The sequence below is a fragment of the Empedobacter sp. EJD.6dd genome (assembly GCF_057369435.1).
The window spans coordinates 1248822-1268532 of sequence record NZ_CM170667.1; the positions used below are offsets into that span (position 1 = coordinate 1248822).

At 31.0% G+C, this 19711-nt stretch carries 15 protein-coding genes and 1 riboswitch; of the genes, 10 read left to right on the plus strand and 5 right to left on the minus strand.

Going from position 1 to position 19711, the window contains the following annotated elements; all coding sequences use genetic code 11:
• Window positions 1–393: 393 nt before the first annotated feature.
• Window positions 394–4101, minus strand: a complete 3708-nt coding sequence (locus AC2I98_RS05840; protein ID WP_486413688.1) for a phosphoribosylformylglycinamidine synthase — start codon at window positions 4099–4101, stop codon at window positions 394–396.
• Between the two features lie 103 nt (window positions 4102–4204).
• A riboswitch (purine riboswitch) is annotated at window positions 4205–4303 on the minus strand.
• 181 nt (window positions 4304–4484) lie between these two features.
• On the minus strand, window positions 4485–4730 hold the full coding sequence (locus AC2I98_RS05845; RefSeq protein ID WP_486413689.1) for a hypothetical protein: 246 nt from the start codon (window positions 4728–4730) through the stop codon (window positions 4485–4487).
• A gap of 190 nt (window positions 4731–4920) precedes the next feature.
• Between AC2I98_RS05845 and AC2I98_RS05850 the strand changes: the two genes are divergently transcribed.
• The 5 genes from AC2I98_RS05850 (at window position 4921) to AC2I98_RS05870 (ending at window position 10071) form a co-directional block, all read left to right on the plus strand.
• Window positions 4921–6885 carry an LTA synthase family protein gene (locus tag AC2I98_RS05850; protein ID WP_486413690.1) on the plus strand — a complete coding sequence of 655 codons (1965 nt, stop codon included), beginning with the start codon at window positions 4921–4923 and terminating at the stop codon, window positions 6883–6885.
• Window positions 6875–7762, plus strand: a complete 888-nt coding sequence (locus tag AC2I98_RS05855) for a diacylglycerol/lipid kinase family protein (RefSeq protein ID WP_486413691.1) — start codon at window positions 6875–6877, stop codon at window positions 7760–7762. Before AC2I98_RS05850 ends, AC2I98_RS05855 begins: the two co-directional genes overlap by 11 nt.
• 5 nt (window positions 7763–7767) lie before the next feature.
• On the plus strand, window positions 7768–8451 hold the full coding sequence (locus AC2I98_RS05860) for a response regulator transcription factor (protein ID WP_486413692.1): 684 nt from the start codon (window positions 7768–7770) through the stop codon (window positions 8449–8451).
• Window positions 8452–8566: 115 nt separating this feature from the next.
• Window positions 8567–9838: a sensor histidine kinase gene (locus AC2I98_RS05865; protein ID WP_486413693.1), complete on the plus strand. Its 1272-nt coding sequence runs from the start codon at window positions 8567–8569 to the stop codon at window positions 9836–9838.
• Between the two features lie 29 nt (window positions 9839–9867).
• Window positions 9868–10071, plus strand: coding sequence for a (4Fe-4S)-binding protein (locus tag AC2I98_RS05870; protein WP_486413694.1), 204 nt, complete (start codon window positions 9868–9870; stop codon window positions 10069–10071).
• A gap of 7 nt (window positions 10072–10078) precedes the next feature.
• Here AC2I98_RS05870 and AC2I98_RS05875 read toward each other — a convergent pair whose 3' ends face one another.
• Together AC2I98_RS05875 and AC2I98_RS05880 are read right to left on the minus strand one after the other, a co-directional pair.
• Window positions 10079–10507 carry a cold shock domain-containing protein gene (locus AC2I98_RS05875; RefSeq protein WP_486413695.1) on the minus strand — a complete coding sequence of 143 codons (429 nt, stop codon included), beginning with the start codon at window positions 10505–10507 and terminating at the stop codon, window positions 10079–10081.
• Window positions 10508–11213: 706 nt separating this feature from the next.
• Window positions 11214–11855: a DUF6266 family protein gene (locus AC2I98_RS05880; protein WP_486413696.1), complete on the minus strand. Its 642-nt coding sequence runs from the start codon at window positions 11853–11855 to the stop codon at window positions 11214–11216.
• 780 nt (window positions 11856–12635) lie between these two features.
• Between AC2I98_RS05880 and AC2I98_RS05885 the strand changes: the two genes are divergently transcribed.
• The 3 genes from AC2I98_RS05885 to AC2I98_RS05895 all read left to right on the plus strand — a co-directional run bounded on the left by AC2I98_RS05885 (window position 12636) and on the right by AC2I98_RS05895 (window position 16972).
• The gene (locus AC2I98_RS05885) at window positions 12636–13349 is read left to right on the plus strand and encodes a hypothetical protein (RefSeq protein ID WP_486413697.1); all 714 of its coding nucleotides are present in this window, start codon (window positions 12636–12638) and stop codon (window positions 13347–13349) included.
• A 204-nt stretch (window positions 13350–13553) separates the two neighbouring features.
• Complete coding sequence (locus AC2I98_RS05890) at window positions 13554–14177, plus strand: hypothetical protein (RefSeq protein WP_486413698.1); 624 nt, start codon at window positions 13554–13556, stop codon at window positions 14175–14177.
• Window positions 14178–14383: 206 nt separating this feature from the next.
• On the plus strand, window positions 14384–16972 hold the full coding sequence (locus AC2I98_RS05895; protein ID WP_486413699.1) for a T9SS-dependent M36 family metallopeptidase: 2589 nt from the start codon (window positions 14384–14386) through the stop codon (window positions 16970–16972).
• A gap of 69 nt (window positions 16973–17041) precedes the next feature.
• On the opposite strand, the gene AC2I98_RS05900 is transcribed toward AC2I98_RS05895, so the two are convergent.
• Window positions 17042–18103: a 3-oxoacyl-ACP synthase III family protein gene (locus AC2I98_RS05900; protein WP_486413700.1), complete on the minus strand. Its 1062-nt coding sequence runs from the start codon at window positions 18101–18103 to the stop codon at window positions 17042–17044.
• A gap of 264 nt (window positions 18104–18367) precedes the next feature.
• Here AC2I98_RS05900 and AC2I98_RS05905 point away from each other — a divergent pair, with 264 nt between their 5' ends.
• A complete protein-coding gene (locus AC2I98_RS05905; protein ID WP_486413701.1) occupies window positions 18368–18964 on the plus strand; it encodes a glutathione peroxidase in 597 nt (198 codons plus the stop codon).
• A gap of 3 nt (window positions 18965–18967) precedes the next feature.
• Complete coding sequence (gene bshB1, locus AC2I98_RS05910; protein ID WP_486413702.1) at window positions 18968–19669, plus strand: bacillithiol biosynthesis deacetylase BshB1; 702 nt, start codon at window positions 18968–18970, stop codon at window positions 19667–19669.
• Window positions 19670–19711: the final 42 nt, after the last annotated feature.

Sequence of the window (19711 nt, forward strand, 5' to 3'; positions counted from 1 at the left end):
TTTGAAATGAAAAAGTCCACTTCGTGTTTGTTGTTTGTTTTGAAAATTAGCTTGTTCAAGGTTAACTTTCGAGATTAATTTCGATTGGTTCAGGATCGAAATATATTGTTTGTTGTTTGTTTCTTTTTATTTAGAATTGAGATTTTAGATTTTTTCTTATTCAAATCTCTAACTCCAAAATTCTTTATTTTATTTCAGCTTCTCAACCTATTTTGATGAGTTCCTGAAACAAGTTTAGGATGACTCAAACTTTATTTTTAATTGTCATTTTGAATGAAGCTTTACCGTAATGAAGAATCTTTTTTAGATTCCTCGACAAGCTCGGAATAACATTTTTATATGTTAGATATTAAATTTTCTCAAATCTAACTTCTAATATCTCAAATCTATATTTTATCCTCTAAAATACTCCACCGCATTTTTAAAAATATTCATGTATCCGTTTTCAGGAATATTTTTGAATAATCCTTCTTCGTAACGCTCTGGATGTCCCATACGTCCATATACTTTTCCACATGGCGATACAATTCCTTCTACAGCAAACGTAGATCCATTTGGATTATATGGCATTTGTCCTGCTAATTTTCCTTCCAAATCCACAAACTGAGTAGCAATTTGTCCTTTATCAATTAACTTTTCTAATTCCACTTCATTTGCAACGAAACGTCCTTCTCCATGCGAAAATGGAATCCAAAATTCTTGTCCTTCCATTCCTTTTAACCAAGGCGAATGAGATTTATTTACTCTCACTTTTGCTAACTGTGTAATGTGACGACCAATTTCGTTGAACGTTAATGTAGGTGTATTTTCTTCTAAATCTTGAATACGTCCATAAGGTAATAATCCTGATTTTATCAATGCTTGGAAACCATTACAAATTCCTAAAACCAATCCATCACGCTCTAATAAATTGTGAATTGCATTTTTGATTTTCTCATTACGTAAAACCGTTGCAATAAACTTACCTGAACCGTCTGGCTCATCAGCAGCTGAGAATCCTCCTGGTACAAAGAAAATATTAGCTTGATTGATTTCATTTACAAAAGCATCTACCGATTCTTCAACATCTTGTTGCGTTAAATTACGGAAAGGTAAAGTCGAAACAATTGCTCCTTCTCTACGGAAAGCTTTTGCTGAATCATATTCTGAATTTGTTCCTGGGAAAATTGGAATAAAAACTTTCGGATTTTCTACTTTATGATCAGCGAATGCAAAACAAATTTGTTCAGCTTTCAAATCTTTTTCTGTTACAACAGTTTCAGAAGTTGATTTATATGGAAATAATGAATTGAATGTTTCTTTCCATTGTTGTTTCAATTCTTTTAAATTGATTTCTTCTCCATTAAATTTAAATGAAGTTGAATCATTCGTCTGACCTAAAACATGATAATTTTGAGCAATTTCAGTCGGAATATTTAAATCTTCTGAATGTTCAATAATAATCGACGCTGGGTAATATTTTGCTAAATCTAAATCAGTTTTGATTTCAAATCCAATTTCATTACCAAAAGCCATATTAGCTACAGTTTCTGCAATTCCACCAAATTTAACCGTCATCATTGATTTTACATCAGAATTAATCGATCCAATAAAATCAAAAATAGCTTTTGTATGTGCTTCGTCGATTAAATAATCAGTTGTTAACGTTGGAATAAAAACAGAAAGTTTAGAATTCTTTTCAACTAAAGTTCCTTGTACAATTTTTTCAGCTTTAGAAGGCGCAACTGCAAAAGAAATTAACGTTGGTGGCACATCAATATCTTGGTAAGAACCAGACATAGAATCTTTACCTCCAATTGCAGGAATTCCGAATTGTTTTTGAGCTTCAATTGTTCCTAATAAAGCCGCAAATGGTTTTCCCCAACGCGTAGCTTCATCACGTAATTTTTCAAAATACTCTTGAAAAGTTAAACGAATATCAGCGTAATTTCCACCAGCAGCAACAATTTTCGTCATCGAATCAATTACCGCGAAATAAGCTCCGTGATAATTTGACCAACGAGAAATTGTAGGATTGTAACCAAATGAAGCAATTGAAACTGCATTTGTAAATCCGTCTGTCGGGAATTTTTGTACTGAAACATCTTCTGGTGTATCCATTGTTTGCCCACCAAAAGCATTCAAAATAGTAGAACGCCCAACGTTATTGTCAAACATTTCTACCATACCTTTTTGCGATGCATGATTTAACTCTTGCATCATTGCGATAAATGCTTCTTTACTGAAAGCTTTATTCTCAAAAGGATTTGTATATTCTTCGTCCGTAACCTCAACTTTCGCTTGTTTACGAACTCCGTTTGTATCTAAAAATTTACGGTCTAATTCAACAATCTTAGTTCCTTTCCAAACTAAAGTCATTTTATCATCTCCCGTTACCTCAGCAACACAAGTTGCATCAAGGTTTTCTTCTTTTGCTAATGCAATAAATGTTTCTACATCTTTTGCTTCAACCGCAACAGCCATACGTTCCTGAGATTCAGAAATCGCTAATTCTGTTCCGTTTAATCCAGCATATTTTAATGGAACTAAATCTAAGTCAACATTAATTCCTCGTGCAATTTCACCAATTGCAACAGAAACTCCTCCTGCTCCGAAATCGTTACATTTTTTTATTAATACTAAAACATCTGGATTACGGAATAAACGTTGAATTTTACGTTCAACGATTGCATTTCCTTTTTGAACTTCTGCAGATAAATCGTCTAATTTTAAACCATCATGTGTTTTAGACGAACCTGATGCTCCACCTACTCCATCACGACCTGTTGCTCCACCTAATAAAATAATTCGGTCACCAGCAACTGGTTCTTCACGACGAACATATTCTTTTTTTACAGCTCCAGCTACAAAACCAACTTCCATGCGTTTTGCTTTGTACCCTTCGTCATAAATTTCTTTCACAAAAGTTGTCGCTAAACCAATTTGATTTCCATATGAACTGTATCCATTTGCGGCTTCTTTCGAAATTTTACGTTGTGGTAATTTACCAGGTAACGTATCTTCAATTTTCTCTAAAGGATTTGCAGCTCCTGTAATACGCATCGCTTGGAAAACGTAAGAACGTCCACTCAAAGGGTCGCGAATTGCACCACCAACACATGTAGAAGCTCCACCAAATGGTTCAACTTCTGTTGGGTGATTATGTGTTTCGTTTTTGAATTGTAATAACCATTCTTCCTCAACACCATCTACATCGATTGGAACGACGATAGAACACGCGTTGATTTCTTCTGAAACATCTATATTTTTAACAACTCCTGTACGAGAAAGATATTTTCCCATTACAGTTGCTAAATCCATCAAACGAATTGGTTTTGTAGTTCCTAATTCTTGACGAACTTGTTGATAATAATCGAATGTTTTTTGAAGTGTTTCGTTAAATTTAGAGTTAAACTTAACATCTGTAATTTCTGTCTCGAAAGTAGTGTGACGACAGTGGTCTGACCAATAGGTATCTAAAACTTTTAATTCTGTTTCAGTTGGATTACGGTTAATTGATTTGAAATAGTCTTGAATAAAAACTAAATCGTCCATCTCTAATGATAATCCAAATTGGTTATAAATTTCTTTTAATCGATTTTCATCAGCAGAAATAAAACCTTCTATAATTGGAACTTCAGTCGCTTCTGGATTGGCTGGAATTTCCATTTTCGAAAGATCTTTCTCGCGCGATTCAATAGGATTGATTAAATAATCTTTTACTTTCTTTAAATCTTCCGCAGACAAATCATCATTGAAAACATATAATAAGCCAGATTTTACTGTCACATTTTCAACATTCATCAAAACTAAACATTGTTCCGAAGAATCATCGCGTTGATTATACTGTCCTGGTAAAAATTCTGTTGCAAAATAGTTTTTTGTATGAGGAATATTTTCAACAATTGCATCTTCTACATATTTGAAAACAACATCCGTCACAGGATCAACAAAAACCTTGTTTTGAACCTCTTGCAACTGGCTTTCTTCTATATTAAATAGATCATAAATAACAAAAACCTTGCACACAATATTAGGTACAAGGTTTTTAAGTTCTATTGTAGTCTTCTGACTGATAACGTCAAAATTCGATTTCTTCTGAATGAAAAGTCTTTGGTTCATTATTTTGTTTGCTGTACTATTTGGTTTAATTTGTTTAAACCATTTGTATCATCTACATCAACAAACAAACTATTTTCTACTTTGAGTGGTTCAAGACTCATTTTGTAGAAAAAAATTCATTTGTAGTGGCAATTTTTTATGGTCTGCCGTAGAGACGCTCAACCTTATTATGAGCTATACAAATGTTGTAAACTTTAAAAACTAAATCACCTTTAAAAGTGAACTGCAAAATTAAACATTTTAATTAGTAAAATCAAATCTAAATCAACAATATTTTATTTAATTTTTTGATCAAATGTTTTCATTAAAATTTGATGGTGATAATCAACGAAGTGACATATTTTTGAAACAAAAAATCCTTATCAAATTGATAAGGATTTTTGTTATCTTGTAATTGTCAAATCATATTCATTGTCTGATTCATCATACTTATACGTCAATTTCATGTTAAAATCTTGCATAAATTTTTTACAAAACGTTTCGATATGTAATGAATCTGGAAAAGTAGCTTTGTTAACTGTCATAAACAAAGTTGTCCAACTTGTATTGTTTTTAAAAATTATTGTGAATCTTTTCTCCCAATAAGTTAAAAACTTTTCTTCTTTCTCATTGATTAATATCTCTTCCATTATACCTACTTTATAAACCAAATACAAATTTACGATTATTTCTATTTAAATCCTCTTTTTTACTAATTATTAACTTTTTTATGAATCAACTCAATTAAGAAAATCGAAACTTAAGATTCGCTTAAGATTTATATCCCAATGTTAACAATCTATTAAATATCAAGACATTTGAACAATAATTCAAAACAAAATGTTTACAAATAATTTAAAAGGACGTTACAGTATTTTACTATTTTTCAGTTCGTTATTTATTCTAATTTCATTTATTTTACGCCTAATTTTTGCGATTTGGGTAAAAGGTGATTTCGATTGGAATATCGGTTCGTTGCTACACACCATTTTTTATGGATTAGTGTATGATATTAGTGTAGTGAGCTGTTTTACACTATTCTTGTCATTTTATTTTATGGTATTGCCTAATAAATTCGTCAATTCATTATTCGATCGAATTTTTGTGTATTTCATATATACTCTTTATTTGGTCATTATTTATTTCACATTTTTTGCAGAAGTTACATTTTGGGACGAATTCAAAAGTCGATTCAATTTCATTGCAGTTGATTATCTAATTTATACCTACGAAGTTGTTAAAAATATTCAAGAATCATATCCTTTACCTGTTTTAATAGGCGGAATTGTTCTGATTACAGGTATAACAATTTTCGCAACAAAAAAAGGGTATTTCTTTTACAATACCTTTCATAATAAACCAACAACTCGTCAAAAAGTTAGCGTTTTTGTGTTCAATTTGTTACTTGCGGTTGGCTCATTATTCCTTTTAAACAACGATACAAGCTCAACATCTGAGAATCGATACAACAATGAAATTTCAAAAGCAGGAATTTTTTCTTTCTTTTCTGCTTTTCGAAATAATCATTTAAAATACGACGAACATTACAAATCTATTCCAATTGAAGATGCTTTTGCAGTGATGAAATCTGAATTACAAGATTCGAAAACCGTTTTTGATCAGCAATTCAAAAATCCATTACGAAGAACCATTTTAGCGAATAATCCATCGCAAGCAGAACAAAAACCAAACGTTATTTTTGTGTTAATGGAAAGTATGAGCGCTTCATTTATGCAAGAGCAATTTAATGGAAAATCAATCACTCCAAACCTGAATGATATTGCAAACAACAGCATCTATTTCTCGAATATGTACGCCAACGGAACACGCACGGTTCGTGGAATGGAAGCTGTTACATTATCTATTCCTCCAACACCTGGAAATAGTATTGTGAAACGTGTAGATAATCAAAATTTGTACACAATTTCTAATGTTTTTAAAGCAAAAGGTTACCACAACATGTTTTTCTACGGTGGCGATGGTTATTTTGATAATATGAATGCGTTTTATGGCGGAAATGGATTTGATATTTACGATCGTGGCAGAGGAAGTGTTTTAAGTGATAAAATCAACACCAATCGTTTCAATATTAATGACGATGAAGTAACTTTTGAAAATGCATGGGGAATTGCCGATGATGATATTTATAGAAAAGTAATAAAAGTAGCTGACGAAAAATACAAAACAAAACAACCATTTTTTGCATTTGTTATGTCAACTTCAAACCACAAACCATATACGTACGAAGAAGGGAAAATTGATATTCCGTCTGGTACTGGTCGTCCTGGCGCTGTAAAATATGCCGATTATGCAATTGGAGATTTAATTGCACAAGCCAAAACAAAACCTTGGTTCAACAATACCGTTTTTGTGTTTATTGCAGATCATTGCGCAAGCAGCGCGGGTAAAGATGCTATTGATGTTAAAAACCATCACATTCCGGCATTTATCTATAATTTAAAATCGCATGCCAACGAAAATGTAACCAAAGAAGTTTCTCAAATTGATATTTTCCCTACGTTATTTTCGCTATTCAATTGGAAATATACGTCGCAATTTTATGGAAAAGATATTTTTGATCCGCAATATAAATCGCGCTCTTTTGTAGGAACGTATATTAAATTAGGAATGAAAAAGGGTGAAGATGTTTCGATTTTATCAGATCAAAAGAAAATCAATCAATACAAATGGGTTGACAAAAACTTGATTGACACGAAAATTGATCCTATTTTCGAGCGTTCTATTATTTCAAATTATCAAACAGCCGATTATTTATTTAGCAATCATTTATTGAATGAAAAGTAATATTGTATTTATCATCAATCCTATTGCTGGAAAGGGAAAAGGACGAATGATTGAAAAGGAAATTCAGCAATTTTTTAATTCTAAATCTGTTCCTGTTGAAACATATCTGACTGAAAAAAGTGGTCATGCAACTGAAATTGCAAATCGAGTACTTTCAGAAAACCCTGAAATCATCGTAGCTTGTGGTGGCGATGGAACGATAAACGAAGTTGCTCAAGCGTTGGTTGGTAGTAATGTTGCGTTGGGAATTATTCCGATTGGTTCTGGAAATGGATTAGCAGCAAATTTGAACATTCCTAAAACAACAGAAAAGGCTTTTGAAACAATTTTGAATGCAAAAATCGATAAAATTGATGCAGGAAAAATCAACGAAAATTACTTTTTTAGCAACATGGGATTGGGAATTGATGCCGATGTGATTAACAACTATGCACAAACTAAAACCAGAAATTTTTTGGGTTATGTGAGCGCCAGCACCAAAGCTATTTTTAATTTCCGTCCGAAAAATTTTAGCATCGAATTAGATAATCAAGCTATTTTAGATGACGATTACTATTTTTTGTTCTGCTCTAATTCTAACGAAGCGGGTTATGGAATTTCGTTTTCACCAAACGCAAAATTAAATGACGGAAAATTAGACTTTCTTGCTGTAAAAAAGCTTAATTTTATCAAACAAATTCAGTTTTCGGCTTATGTTTTAGGAAAAAGAATTGACAAAATGAAGGATGCAAAGGTGTTGCAAGTAAATTCTGTTAAATTCAAAACAAAAGAACCTAAAACCATTGCACAAATTGATGGAGAAGCTGTTATTTTTAACCAAAATTCTATTGAAGTTTCAATTGTTCCGAATGCTTTGAATGTAATTGTTCCGAATTAAAAAAAATGAACAACGCCAAAATTTTAATCGTAGAAGACGAGTTGGGAATTGCCAATTTTATGCTACAAGGTTTAGAAGAAGAAAATTTATCGCCCACACATTGCATAAGTGGTGAAGATGCTTTATTGAAAATTAACAAAGAAACTTTTGATGTTATTCTATTGGATTGGATGATGCTAAACATTTCTGGTTTAGATGTTTGTAAAACAATACGAACGACTGAAAATCTAAATAAAAGAACACCAATTATTTTTATTACTGCAAAAGATACTGTGCAAGATACCATAGAAGGCTTGAATGCAGGCGCGAATGATTACATCAAAAAACCATTTGACTTTAACGAATTAGTAGCGCGAATTAACGTTTATCTTCGTAAAAATGAATCGAATACTATTTTAAATTTCGGAAATATATCTATTAACACAACTACACATCAAACGTTTTTAGATAACAATTTGATTGATTTAACCTTAAAGGAATTTCAACTTTTGGCGTATCTTTTCAAAAATAAAAATAGAATTTGTACACGTAAAGAAATTATTGAAAACGTTTGGAACATTCATTTTGAATACGATACAAGTGTTATTGATGTTTTTATTAACGCGATTCGTAAAAAGTTGAATCTAAAAAAAGACGATCCTCGTTTACATACTATTCGTGGCGTAGGTTATATTTCAAAAGATGATTAAAAATTTATCCGTAACAAATAGAATTGCTCTTTTTTACAGCCTTACATTATCGGTTATTTTACTGATTATCTTTTATTTAATTTATTTTTCTGTTCATCAGGGCGTTAACAAAACCATGTACGAAACCTTAGAAGAAGAAATTAACAGCCATGTAGATTATGTTTTACACGAACCTACATTGAAAAATTTTGTACAAGAGCGTGAGTGGGAAGAAGTAGAACATACAGATATCGCATTAAATCCTGTTTTTATATCGATTTACGATAAAAACTTTAAACTGATTGAAAGCTCGCCCAATATGGTTCAAAATCAATTGGATTGGAACAATGAAGAACCAGAAAAAAAGCCTTTTTATACAGAATACAATCATATACGTTTATTAATATCACAAGCAAAATTAATTCATCATGGCGAAGTAGTAGGCTATTTAGTAGTTGGTGTTTCTACAAAACATAACCAATTGGCATTAGATTATTTAAAAACTGCATTGTTAATTATTTTTCCTATTTCCATTATTTTAACATTTATTGTAGCACGTTTTATTGCTGCAAAATCTATAAAACCAGTGTTTAATGTAATACATACAGCACAATCAATCACCGAAAATAATCTTTCAGAGCGCATTCAATTACCTAAAAATAAAGACGAATTATTTCAACTTTCTACTACACTCAATTCCTTATTAGACCGATTGGAATTTCAAATCGTTAAGGCAAAACAGTTTTCTGCCGATGCATCACACGAATTACGTACCCCATTAGCAATCATAAAAGGAACATTAGAAATTTTGATTCGACGCGAACGAACAGTAGATCAGTACAACGAAAAAATTGATTATACGTTGAAACAAGTCAATCGTTTGGATCGTTTGGTTGAACAATTTTTATTGCTTTCGCGTGTCGAAAATAATAGTTTAGAGTTAAAAACATCTCTCTTTGAAATCAGATCTGAAGTTTTGAAATCTATCGAACGTTTTGATGTTTTATTACAAGAAAAACAGATTAATGTTGTATCAAACGAAATTCAACCATATGAAATCGATAATTATCAAGAGTTTTTTGAGATTATTATTGATAATATTTTATCGAATGCAATTAAATATTCAAACTTAAAAGGTGAAATAATAATATCATCAATGATCAACCATAACGTTTATCAACTAACTATTGAAGATAATGGAATTGGAATGAACGAAGAGGATTTAAAATTTGTAAAAGAACGCTTTTTTAGAGTAAAAAACGATTCTACGATGCACATTTCTGGCTCGGGATTGGGATTAAATATTGCGAACCAATTAGCTAAAATGTCTGCTATTCATATGATGATTGAGAGTCAACAACAAAAAGGCACCAAAATAATTTTAACGTTGAATATTGAAGAATTTTAAGTAATTTCAATAGATTAAAATTCATCAAAATGAGTCAACACGAATACACAAACGGAGAAGTTACTATAATTTGGAAACCAGAATTATGTCAACACGCAGGTATTTGTACTAAAATGTTACCTAAAGTTTACCATCCAAAAGAAAAACCATGGATTAAAGCTGAAAACGCAACCAGCGAAGAAATTAAGAAACAAGTTTCTCAATGTCCTTCCGGTGCTTTAAGTTTAAAATAACTTAGAATTACTTTTTATTAATTTCGATTGCTCTGAAACCTTTTTCAGAAACCTCTTTCTTATAGGTAACTTTGTCGTACTTTTTCACTTCTTGTTTCAACTGACTTTGGTGAAAAAAGATACTATCGTTCGATTTATCTTCTGTAATGAATCCAAAACCTTTTTCATTCATAGAGTTAATTGTTCCTGAAAAAACTTTAGCAGGATCAACTACTTCATTTGGATTTTCTTGACGGCTCAACAAATCCTCTTCTCTATTTTGTAAATGTGGAGGAACGTCTGTTAAATTACCATTGATGTCAACATAAGCAATCATATCTTCTAATGATTTTCCTTTGTTGTTATTCGTTTTTCTTTCTTCTCTTTGAAGACGTTTTTCTTCTCTTTTCTTTTCTTTTTTCTTAATATTCTCTTTTTTAGAATACGAATCTGCCATATTTATATTTTTATGTTTTTTGAATTTAACATTGGTTTACATTGCTATCTTACTAAAAAACTAATCTCTATATGTTCATTAGTTTATTAACTTTTCTTAAAATTTTATAATCTATGTAACTAATTCAGTTATAAAAATTAGATTATTCCAACTCAAATCATCAGATAAGATTTTTTGATCAATGGAAGAAAAATTATTTTAAAACAAATAAATAGTGATAATAAAATTTAGTAGCTGAAACGCATAAACTGAAGCGAAATTTGTACAGAAAAGCAAATAAAAGAAGCTTGTAAATCAATTATAATGCAAAGGTACAAAAAAATAAGGAATTAATATTTTGTATCGGTTTTGAAATAAAAAACACTCCAATCATTTGTTTGATATTTTTCGTTAGCTAAAAAAGGATTTGTATCGAAAACGTAATGTTATTCTTATATTTCATTATATTATATAGTTTTACCTACTGATCTATCAATCACATCATCATCATTCAACTTCTATTCTTTGGTTAAACCTTATTTAAACAACCACATAGACACATAGAAATAGATGAAATAATTCGGAAATAAGTGTTGATACAACCTATCTTCATCAACGATGAATACTATTGTCAATCTCCTATTTATCACCCAAAAACAATGGTTCTATGTGGTTAAAACTTCTCGAAACTATGGTTGTTGTCATTCAGCTTGACAAAAAACACCACCTACACCACCGTATGCTCACCAAGATAAACACTGGTACTCGCCATTACACTATTTTCTCTATTGAGAAATGCCCAAAAATTAACTTTTTTGCCGGTATAGTAATTTGGTAACGAAATATCAACCATCAAACCCGAACGTGTTTCTAAACCTTGCATCACTTCATACGTATTCAATTCTTCGCAATAACAAACAAGGTTCACGATATCAGTAGTTTTCGCATTCCCTTGACCAGAATTATTTTCCCAATTCATTTGAAAAACACCTCCTCCAGAAGCATCTATCGAAAGTTGTAAAAAACCAACCAAGTCGCCTTTAGATACCAACACGCGCTCCATTATAAGAACCGGTAAGTCGTTTACCAATTCTACAGCATTGCTAATGGTGTACGACATCGCCACGTTATAGCGCGAAAGTGTTCCCGTTTTATTCCCAAAATACAGATTGAGAACGGGACGAATTGGTTGCAAAAAGTTAATCACCTTCTTAAATTTTAATCGTTGCAAAAGCTGCCGATTAGTCGGCACCCTTTTGGTTGCCTTTGGTAAACTGCGAATAATGTCCTTTCCACGCCAGTTTACGCCTACTACAGTCCCTACTTTACCTGAGAAACCGCCTAAAATTCCTTTTTTGATTTGTGCCATGACAATTCTTTTTTAAGTGTTAATAATCACGAAGTTAACACGCAAAAGCATAGATTTTACAAAATCAACTTTTTGTGTCCGAAATTGTCCACGTTTGTCCACATTTGTCCACATTTGTCCATGTTTGTCCAGTTGCTTTTTACACAATTATAGTTATAAGTAAAAATAAATTCGCAGCAAAACCACTATTCATCATAGTTAGAGTAAGAACACATTTTTAGTCGATTTTGGCTTTGTTCGACCATCGTTCGAGGATGCTTCGAGGATTGTTCGACAAACCTCCCTAAAAATGCACCTTTTCTCGAACAATTGTCGAACAAAACACGAAGATGAGTCGAAGAAAAAAGAAGCTATAAATATAAAATGATGAAAAATACGTTGTTTCGCTATCCATGCATCTATTATTACATTCTGGATAAAAAAACTTCGTGATACAAGAAAATTTTTCATATAAATAATTAATTTACAGAAATATAATTATATTTGATTTTAATTTTACGAAATGCATATATAGGTGATTTTTTACGAAACAAAAGCTATAGTAGTTTCGTGAAAAATAATGATGTGACGCAATTCTCCGCTATGCTACGAATCGCGTCACATCGGTTGACGGATTACATCCGATAATGTACACATTTCATCGCTATCGCTCCGAACTGCGTACATCATCGAATTTGCTAAATAAAAAATACACGCAACTTCGTTGCTATATTTTTTACTGTCGCAAATCCGTCAACCGTTAGTAGCAATTTAGAAAAACGAAAATTCCAAAACATTCATATGAATAAATTACTAGACGAAATAAAAAAACTAGAAACGCTTAATGATTATTGCTTGGAGTTTGAAAACTTTGAAAATGAAGATCACATAAGAAGTATAACTAATCATTATATATGTCAAACAATTCAAAATTTTATATTTTCAATTAAGTTATCTTTTAATTTACTTGACAAAGATTATTGTAAAAAAAATATATCTGACCAAATCCAAACTGAAGATTTAGAAATTTTTCAAAATAATTTTATAGTATATTCCAAAGAAGCATTTTTTATCAATTTTTCGATTGTTGTTGAAAATCATTTCAGACAAATCTCTATGCATTATGAAAATGAATCAAACAAAATTAATGTAACTCCAATCAAAGAAACTTTCAATAATTTATTCACTAAAAATAAATGCCCAAAATTCAATAATTTACTTAATGAGGATGAAATCAAAACATATTATTTTTTTCTCGCTTTAAGAAATACAATGCATAATATTGGTGTTCACACTCGAGAAGATTTTTCAATTGAACTCAATAGTTCAAACTCAATATTTTCTTTTGACAATCTTTCTTTAAACCTAAAGAAAAATGATTTTAATAATATTAGTTTTTTTGAACTAATTTTTATTATTGAACAAGTTTTTCGATTAGTTAATAAAACTAATTCTAAAATTGAGAACTCTGAATTTATTAAGCATAGACTTGTCGATGCAGGATTTAATGAATAAACTGCTACTAACAGGCGTTTGGCGCAATGGCGGTTTAAGGCTAAAATTGAAGTTTAGGCTTTCTAATCCGCAAAAAGCCAATTATATTGACTTTTTTCTTAAATTTATTCAATTAATTGGCTTTTGTTTACAGTGTCGCTAAATTGAAACTTTTCGCTTCAATTTCCGCCACGTGCGCCAAGCCCCGAACCGTTAGCTGTAATTATGAAAAGTCAAAATATCCTCAATAGTTTGAATATACTTCAAAAAGTTAATCTTGGAGATAATAATTCTATCTTATTCTATTTCGGTGACACGCCGAATTGGAATGATAACAATGTAATAAAAGATGTTATTGAACCGAAAAATCATTACGAAGTTGTTCAGGTTTTTTGCGACCAAAAACTTACCGATTTATATTGGAAATTACATAGGTATTCAGGAGAAGAAATGTTTTTACAGAAAGACAAAAACAAGATAAACATTTGGGAAGGAGAAATAAGCGACTACGAAGAATTTTGGGGAACATTTGAAGACATAGAGGAAATAGAATATAAAGATTATAAATTCTTTACAATTGAAAAATCTGCTGAAGATTGGAAAAGAGATTATGAAAATTTAAGAAAACGTTATTACTCATTGTATAAAAAGAAAACATTACAATTAAATGAATACCGAAATGCTTTACTAGAGGAGTTTAAGGCTAAAATTGAATCACGAGCCAAAAGTTTAGAAAATTTTGGACATACAATAGATTCTAGATTACTTAACCAAGTATATTCTGCTTTAAATGATGAACATAGTGGTACAAAAATATCTTCAATTGTTGATTTTATATACGAAAAATAACTACAGCTAACATAGGTAACTGTTGCACAACACTATATTTCGAATAAGAAATAAAGTAATTGATTAAGCAATAATCTTTTGCTATTTAATGACGATTGGTTTATTTTTTTGATACGCGTATAATTTAATCACATTTATTTTATAAATACAACTTTTTTCTTCAAAATGTAATTATTAATTTAGTGAATAATTAACACAATATTGAAATGAAGAAAAATTTAACGCTGTTATTCTCTGCGTTTGTTTTGTCTATGTCTGCGCATGCCCAAACGGCAGAGCAAATTGTAGACAATTATGAAACGAAAGCAACAACAAGCAACATTGAGTATAAATTTGCTCAAACAATTAATGACAATGCCACACAACGAGTTTATACTCAAAGAACTTTTCAAGGTATTCCGATTTATAACAGTTACTCAACTTATATAATCAAGAATAAACAAGTTATCTCCAAAACCTCTTCAGAGAACTTTAATATATCTTTAAAAAATGCTAACATTTCTCCTTCTCTTAGTTTAAATGACGCTTTAAATAAAGTAGCTCAAACAGAGGGATTAAAGGCTTTTTCTGATTCGGATATTAAACAAAACGGCGTATATTTTTCAAAAGATGATGCTTCTGAACTTGTTTACTATATAAATGATCAAAACCAAGCTATTTTAAGTTATGCGTTTAGTTATCAATTGGTAAAAGAGAATCAAAACGATATTATTCATGTAGTTGTAGATGCAATGAATGGATCTATTCTTGCAAAACACAATAATACATTAAGTTGTGGGTTTGATCACGGTGCTTTTCATAACGAGAATTTAGCAACCTTTAATAAAGCTGATTGGGATTGGTTATATGCAGATGTTAACACAACAGCATCTCCTCAATACAATGTGTATCAATTACCAGTAGAAGCTCCTAACCGTGGAGGAAGATCTTTTGCTGATACTTCTATCTCTAACGTTATTGCTTCTCCTAATGGTTGGCACAATACAGTAGATGGTACTGTAAAAACTAGAACTGAAGGAAATAATGTAAGAGCTGTACGAGATCATGATTCAAAAGGTTATCAGACGTATAACTCTGTAGCTAACACAGTTACATTAAAGGATACTGATTATGCAGATGGTGGAGATGCTTTAAACTTTGATTTTCCAATTAATTTATCAAACCATCCTTATACAAATTGGGAGGCTGCAACAACAAATTTGTTCTACATGAACAATATGATGCATGATATTTTTTACAATTATGGATTTACAGAAGCTAATGGAAATTTCCAAAAAGTAAACTTTGACAAAGGAGGTACTGGAAATGATGACGTTGTTGCTTTAGCTCAAACTGGAGTTTCTCTTGGATATATTAATAATGCAACATTCGCTACACCTGCTGATGGAAGATCTCCTCGTATGGCAATGTATTTATGGAGTAAAACACCAGAACCATTAATTATTAATAGCCCAGCCAATATAGCAGGTGGATATCAAGCTACAATTCCTACATGGGGTGGCGCTTTAACTTCTACTGCATTAACAAAAGATCTAACTTTACTTTTAAAAAGTGAAACAACAGGTACACCTTACGATGGTTGTGGAACCATTACAAATACAGCTGAAGTAAATGATAAAATAGCAATTATTTATCGTGGAGATTGTTCTTTTGTTATAAAAGCCAAAAATGCACAAAACGCAGGGGCAAAAGCAGCTATCATTGTTAATAATGTTGATGGAATGATCAATATGTCTGGTGACGATGCTACAATTACAATTCCTGTAATTTCTATTAGCAAAGCTGATGGTGATGCTATTATAAAAGAATTAGAAAATAAAACAGCTGTTAATGGTTCTTTAGTTAAAGGTGAAGATTCTTATATGGACGGAAGTTTAGATAACGGAATTATCGCACACGAATATGGGCATGGAATTTCTAATCGTTTAACAGGTCCTATTACAAATGCAAATTGTTTAAGTAACCTTGAACAAATGGGAGAAGGTTGGTCAGATTTCTTTGGATTAATGATTACTCAATTACCATCAGATACAAGTACAACTAAAAGAGGGATTGGTACTTTTGCGACAAGCCAAAAACCAGATGGTGCTGGAATTAGAGCAACACCTTACTCTACAGACATGACGGTAAACCCTGCTAGATATGGATTCTTGAGAACATATGGAAATGGAGATTCTCCTCATAACACTGGATATGTGTGGGCTTCTATGTTATGGGATTTAAACTGGAAAATGATTAACAAATATGGTTTCTCACCAGATTTATACAATGGTAAAGCAGGTAATAATATGGCTATGCAATTGGTAATGACTGGACTTAAATTACAGCCTTGTTCTCCTGGATTTGTTGATGGACGTGACGCTATCTTAAAAGCTGACGAACAATTAAACGACGGAGCAAACAAATGTGAAATTTGGGAATCTTTTGCTAATCGTGGTTTAGGTTACAGTGCTAAACAAGGAAGCTCTAATAGTAGAACAGATGGTACTGAAGCATTTGACATGCCTCCTGTTGATGTATTAGAATGTAAATTATCAACATCTAATATCAAAGAATCTACTTTCCAAATGTATCCAAATCCTGCAAAAGATATCGTTTACATTGTAGATAAGTCAATCAAAAATGATATCAAAGTTGATATTGTCGATATGACAGGAAGAGTTGTTTCAACTAAAACTGTAAAATTTGATGGTCAAAAAGGAAGTGTTTCTACTGAAAATTTACCAAAAGGTATTTACATTTTAAAATTTGATACTACAAACGGAACTGTTACAAAGAAATTAATCAAAAACTAATTTCAATAAATTATAATCAAAAAAGCTCATCGTATGATGAGCTTTTTTGATATTTTTAATTTAATAATTTTAGAATTTATAGACAATTGCGTTCACATTCATTCCAGCACCAACCGAAGCAAATAATACAACATCTCCTTTGTTTATTTCATGCGAAGCCAATTCGTCGTTCATAATCATCGTTAATAAAGTAGGAATTGTCGCGACGCTACTATTTCCTAATTTCTCAATAACCATCGGCATAATATGATCAGGAACGGGTTTATCATATAACTGAAAAAATCGTTTTACAATCGCTTCATCCATTTTTTCATTTGCTTGATGAATAATAATTTTATTCAATTTGTCAATCGTATATCCACTTTCATCATAACATTTTTTCATGGCTTCTGGAACATTGGACAACGCAAATTCATAAATTTTTCGCCCAATCATTTTGATATACTTTACATTTGGACAACTTTCGGTATTATACGATTTTCCAAAAAATAAATAATCCTTTTCATTCAATGTAAAGGATGCTGAAAGATGCGATTTTATTCCTTCGTCATCCTCATTATTTATTTCTAAAATAGCTGCACCAGCACCATCTGCATAAATCATACTATCTCTATCATGTATATCAACCACACGAGATAATGTTTCTGCACCAATTACCAAACAACGTTTTGCAATTCCAGATTTAATAAACGCATTTGCTTGTATTACACCTTCTATCCAACCAGGACAACCAAAAAGTACATCATAAGCAACACAATAATTATTTTTTATTTGCAACAAATGCTTAACACGTGAAGCAAGACTCGGCACCATATCTGATTGGATTGTATCAGATACAACATCTCCAAAATTATGCGCAAAAATGATATAATCTAACGTTTCTGGATCTATACCAGAGTTTTCTATCGCTTCCTTAGCAGCAATAAAACCTAAATCAGATGTAACTTGATTTTTACTTGCGTAGCGTCTTTCTTCAATTCCTGTAATTTCTTTTAGCTTTTCGGCAATTATAGTATTGTTTTGTTTTAATGTGATTCCTTTTTCATCTAGAAACTGATGTTTTTCAAAAAAGATATTTGTGATAGTTTCAGAGGGAATGTAGTTTCCTACACCAATTATTTTACTTGTCATTTAATTTTTCAGGTTTCCTAGAGTTTTTCGTAAAGAAAAAGTCATTATTTTTATTTTGAACTAAAGGTAATATTTATCCTCAAATAAGGTTGTTATTTTTGTATTAAAAGAAGAAATATTTGCGATTCATAAAAAAACAAAACGTTTTTTATGAATTTGTAAAATTTACAATCTCAAATAATCTATTCATCGTATTTCGATTTTAAAAACACTTTAACTCTTTATTTCATTCAAATTATTTAAATTTGTTTAAAATAATACGCAATGAAATACTTATTCATCGGATTTTTAGGGCTATTTATAGCTTGTAATGCACAAGAAACTAAAAAATCTGTTTCTAAAAAGCAAACAATTCATCAAACTACAAAAACACCGCAAAAAGTGAAAAAAATTTACGATTATACATTTAAAGATATCAATGATGACGACTTTAATTTCGCTGATTTGAAAGGTAAAAAAGTCTTGATTTTAAATACGGCTTCAAAATGTGGTTATACACCTCAATACGATGCTTTAGAGAAATTATATCAAGAATACAAAGATCAAGGTTTAGTAATAGTTGGATTTCCTTCAGATAATTTTGGAGGTCAAGAATTTGATAATAATGAAGAAATTGCAAGCTTTTGTAAATTAAATTATGGTGTAACATTTCCTTTGATGTCAAAAAGTGATGTTGTTGGAAAAAATCAAAACGAAATTTTCAAATTCTTAACGAAAAAATCATTAAATGGTAAAGCTGATAATGATGTAAAATGGAATTTTACAAAGTTTTTGATTAATGAAGATGGAACTTTAGAGGCTTCTTATCCATCAAAAGTAACACCAGATTCAAAAGAAATAATAGATTGGTTAAATAAATAGTAAATGAAGTTAGATATTCTTGCAATTGGAGCACATCCGGATGATGTAGAATTGGGATGTGGAGGTACACTTGCAAAAGAAATTAAAAACGGTAAAACCGTTGGTATTCTCGATTTAACAAAAGGAGAATTGGGAACACGTGGTACTGATGAAACACGTCGTGTAGAAGCAAATGATGCTAAAAATATATTAGGTGTTGCTGTTAGAGAAAATCTTGGAATTCCTGATGGTTTTTTCTTGAATGACAAAGAAAATCAATTGAAAATTGTTGAAATTATTCGAAAATATCAACCAGATATTATTTTGAGTAATGCACCACATGACAGACATCCAGATCACGGAAAAGGTTCTGATTTAGTTAATACAGCAATTTTCTTGTCCGGTTTACCAAAAATAGAAAATGGTTTGGCTGCTTGGCGTCCAAAAAAACACTTTCATTATATACAATGGTTACCTTTAGAACCTCATTTTGTGATTGATATTACTGGTTTTGTAGATAAGAAAGTTGAGGCATGTATGGCTTACAAAACCCAATTCTTTGATCCAAACTCAAACGAGCCTCAAACTCCTATTTCATCTAAAAATTTCACAGATTCTATCCGATATAGAGCATATGATTTGGGAAGATTGATAGGAACTGCAGGAGGAGAAGGATTTATTTCAAGAAGTTATATTGGCGTAAATAATTTAGATTCTTTAATTTAGAAATAAAGGTGTAAAAAACCTTTATTTTTTTGTCAAAATTAT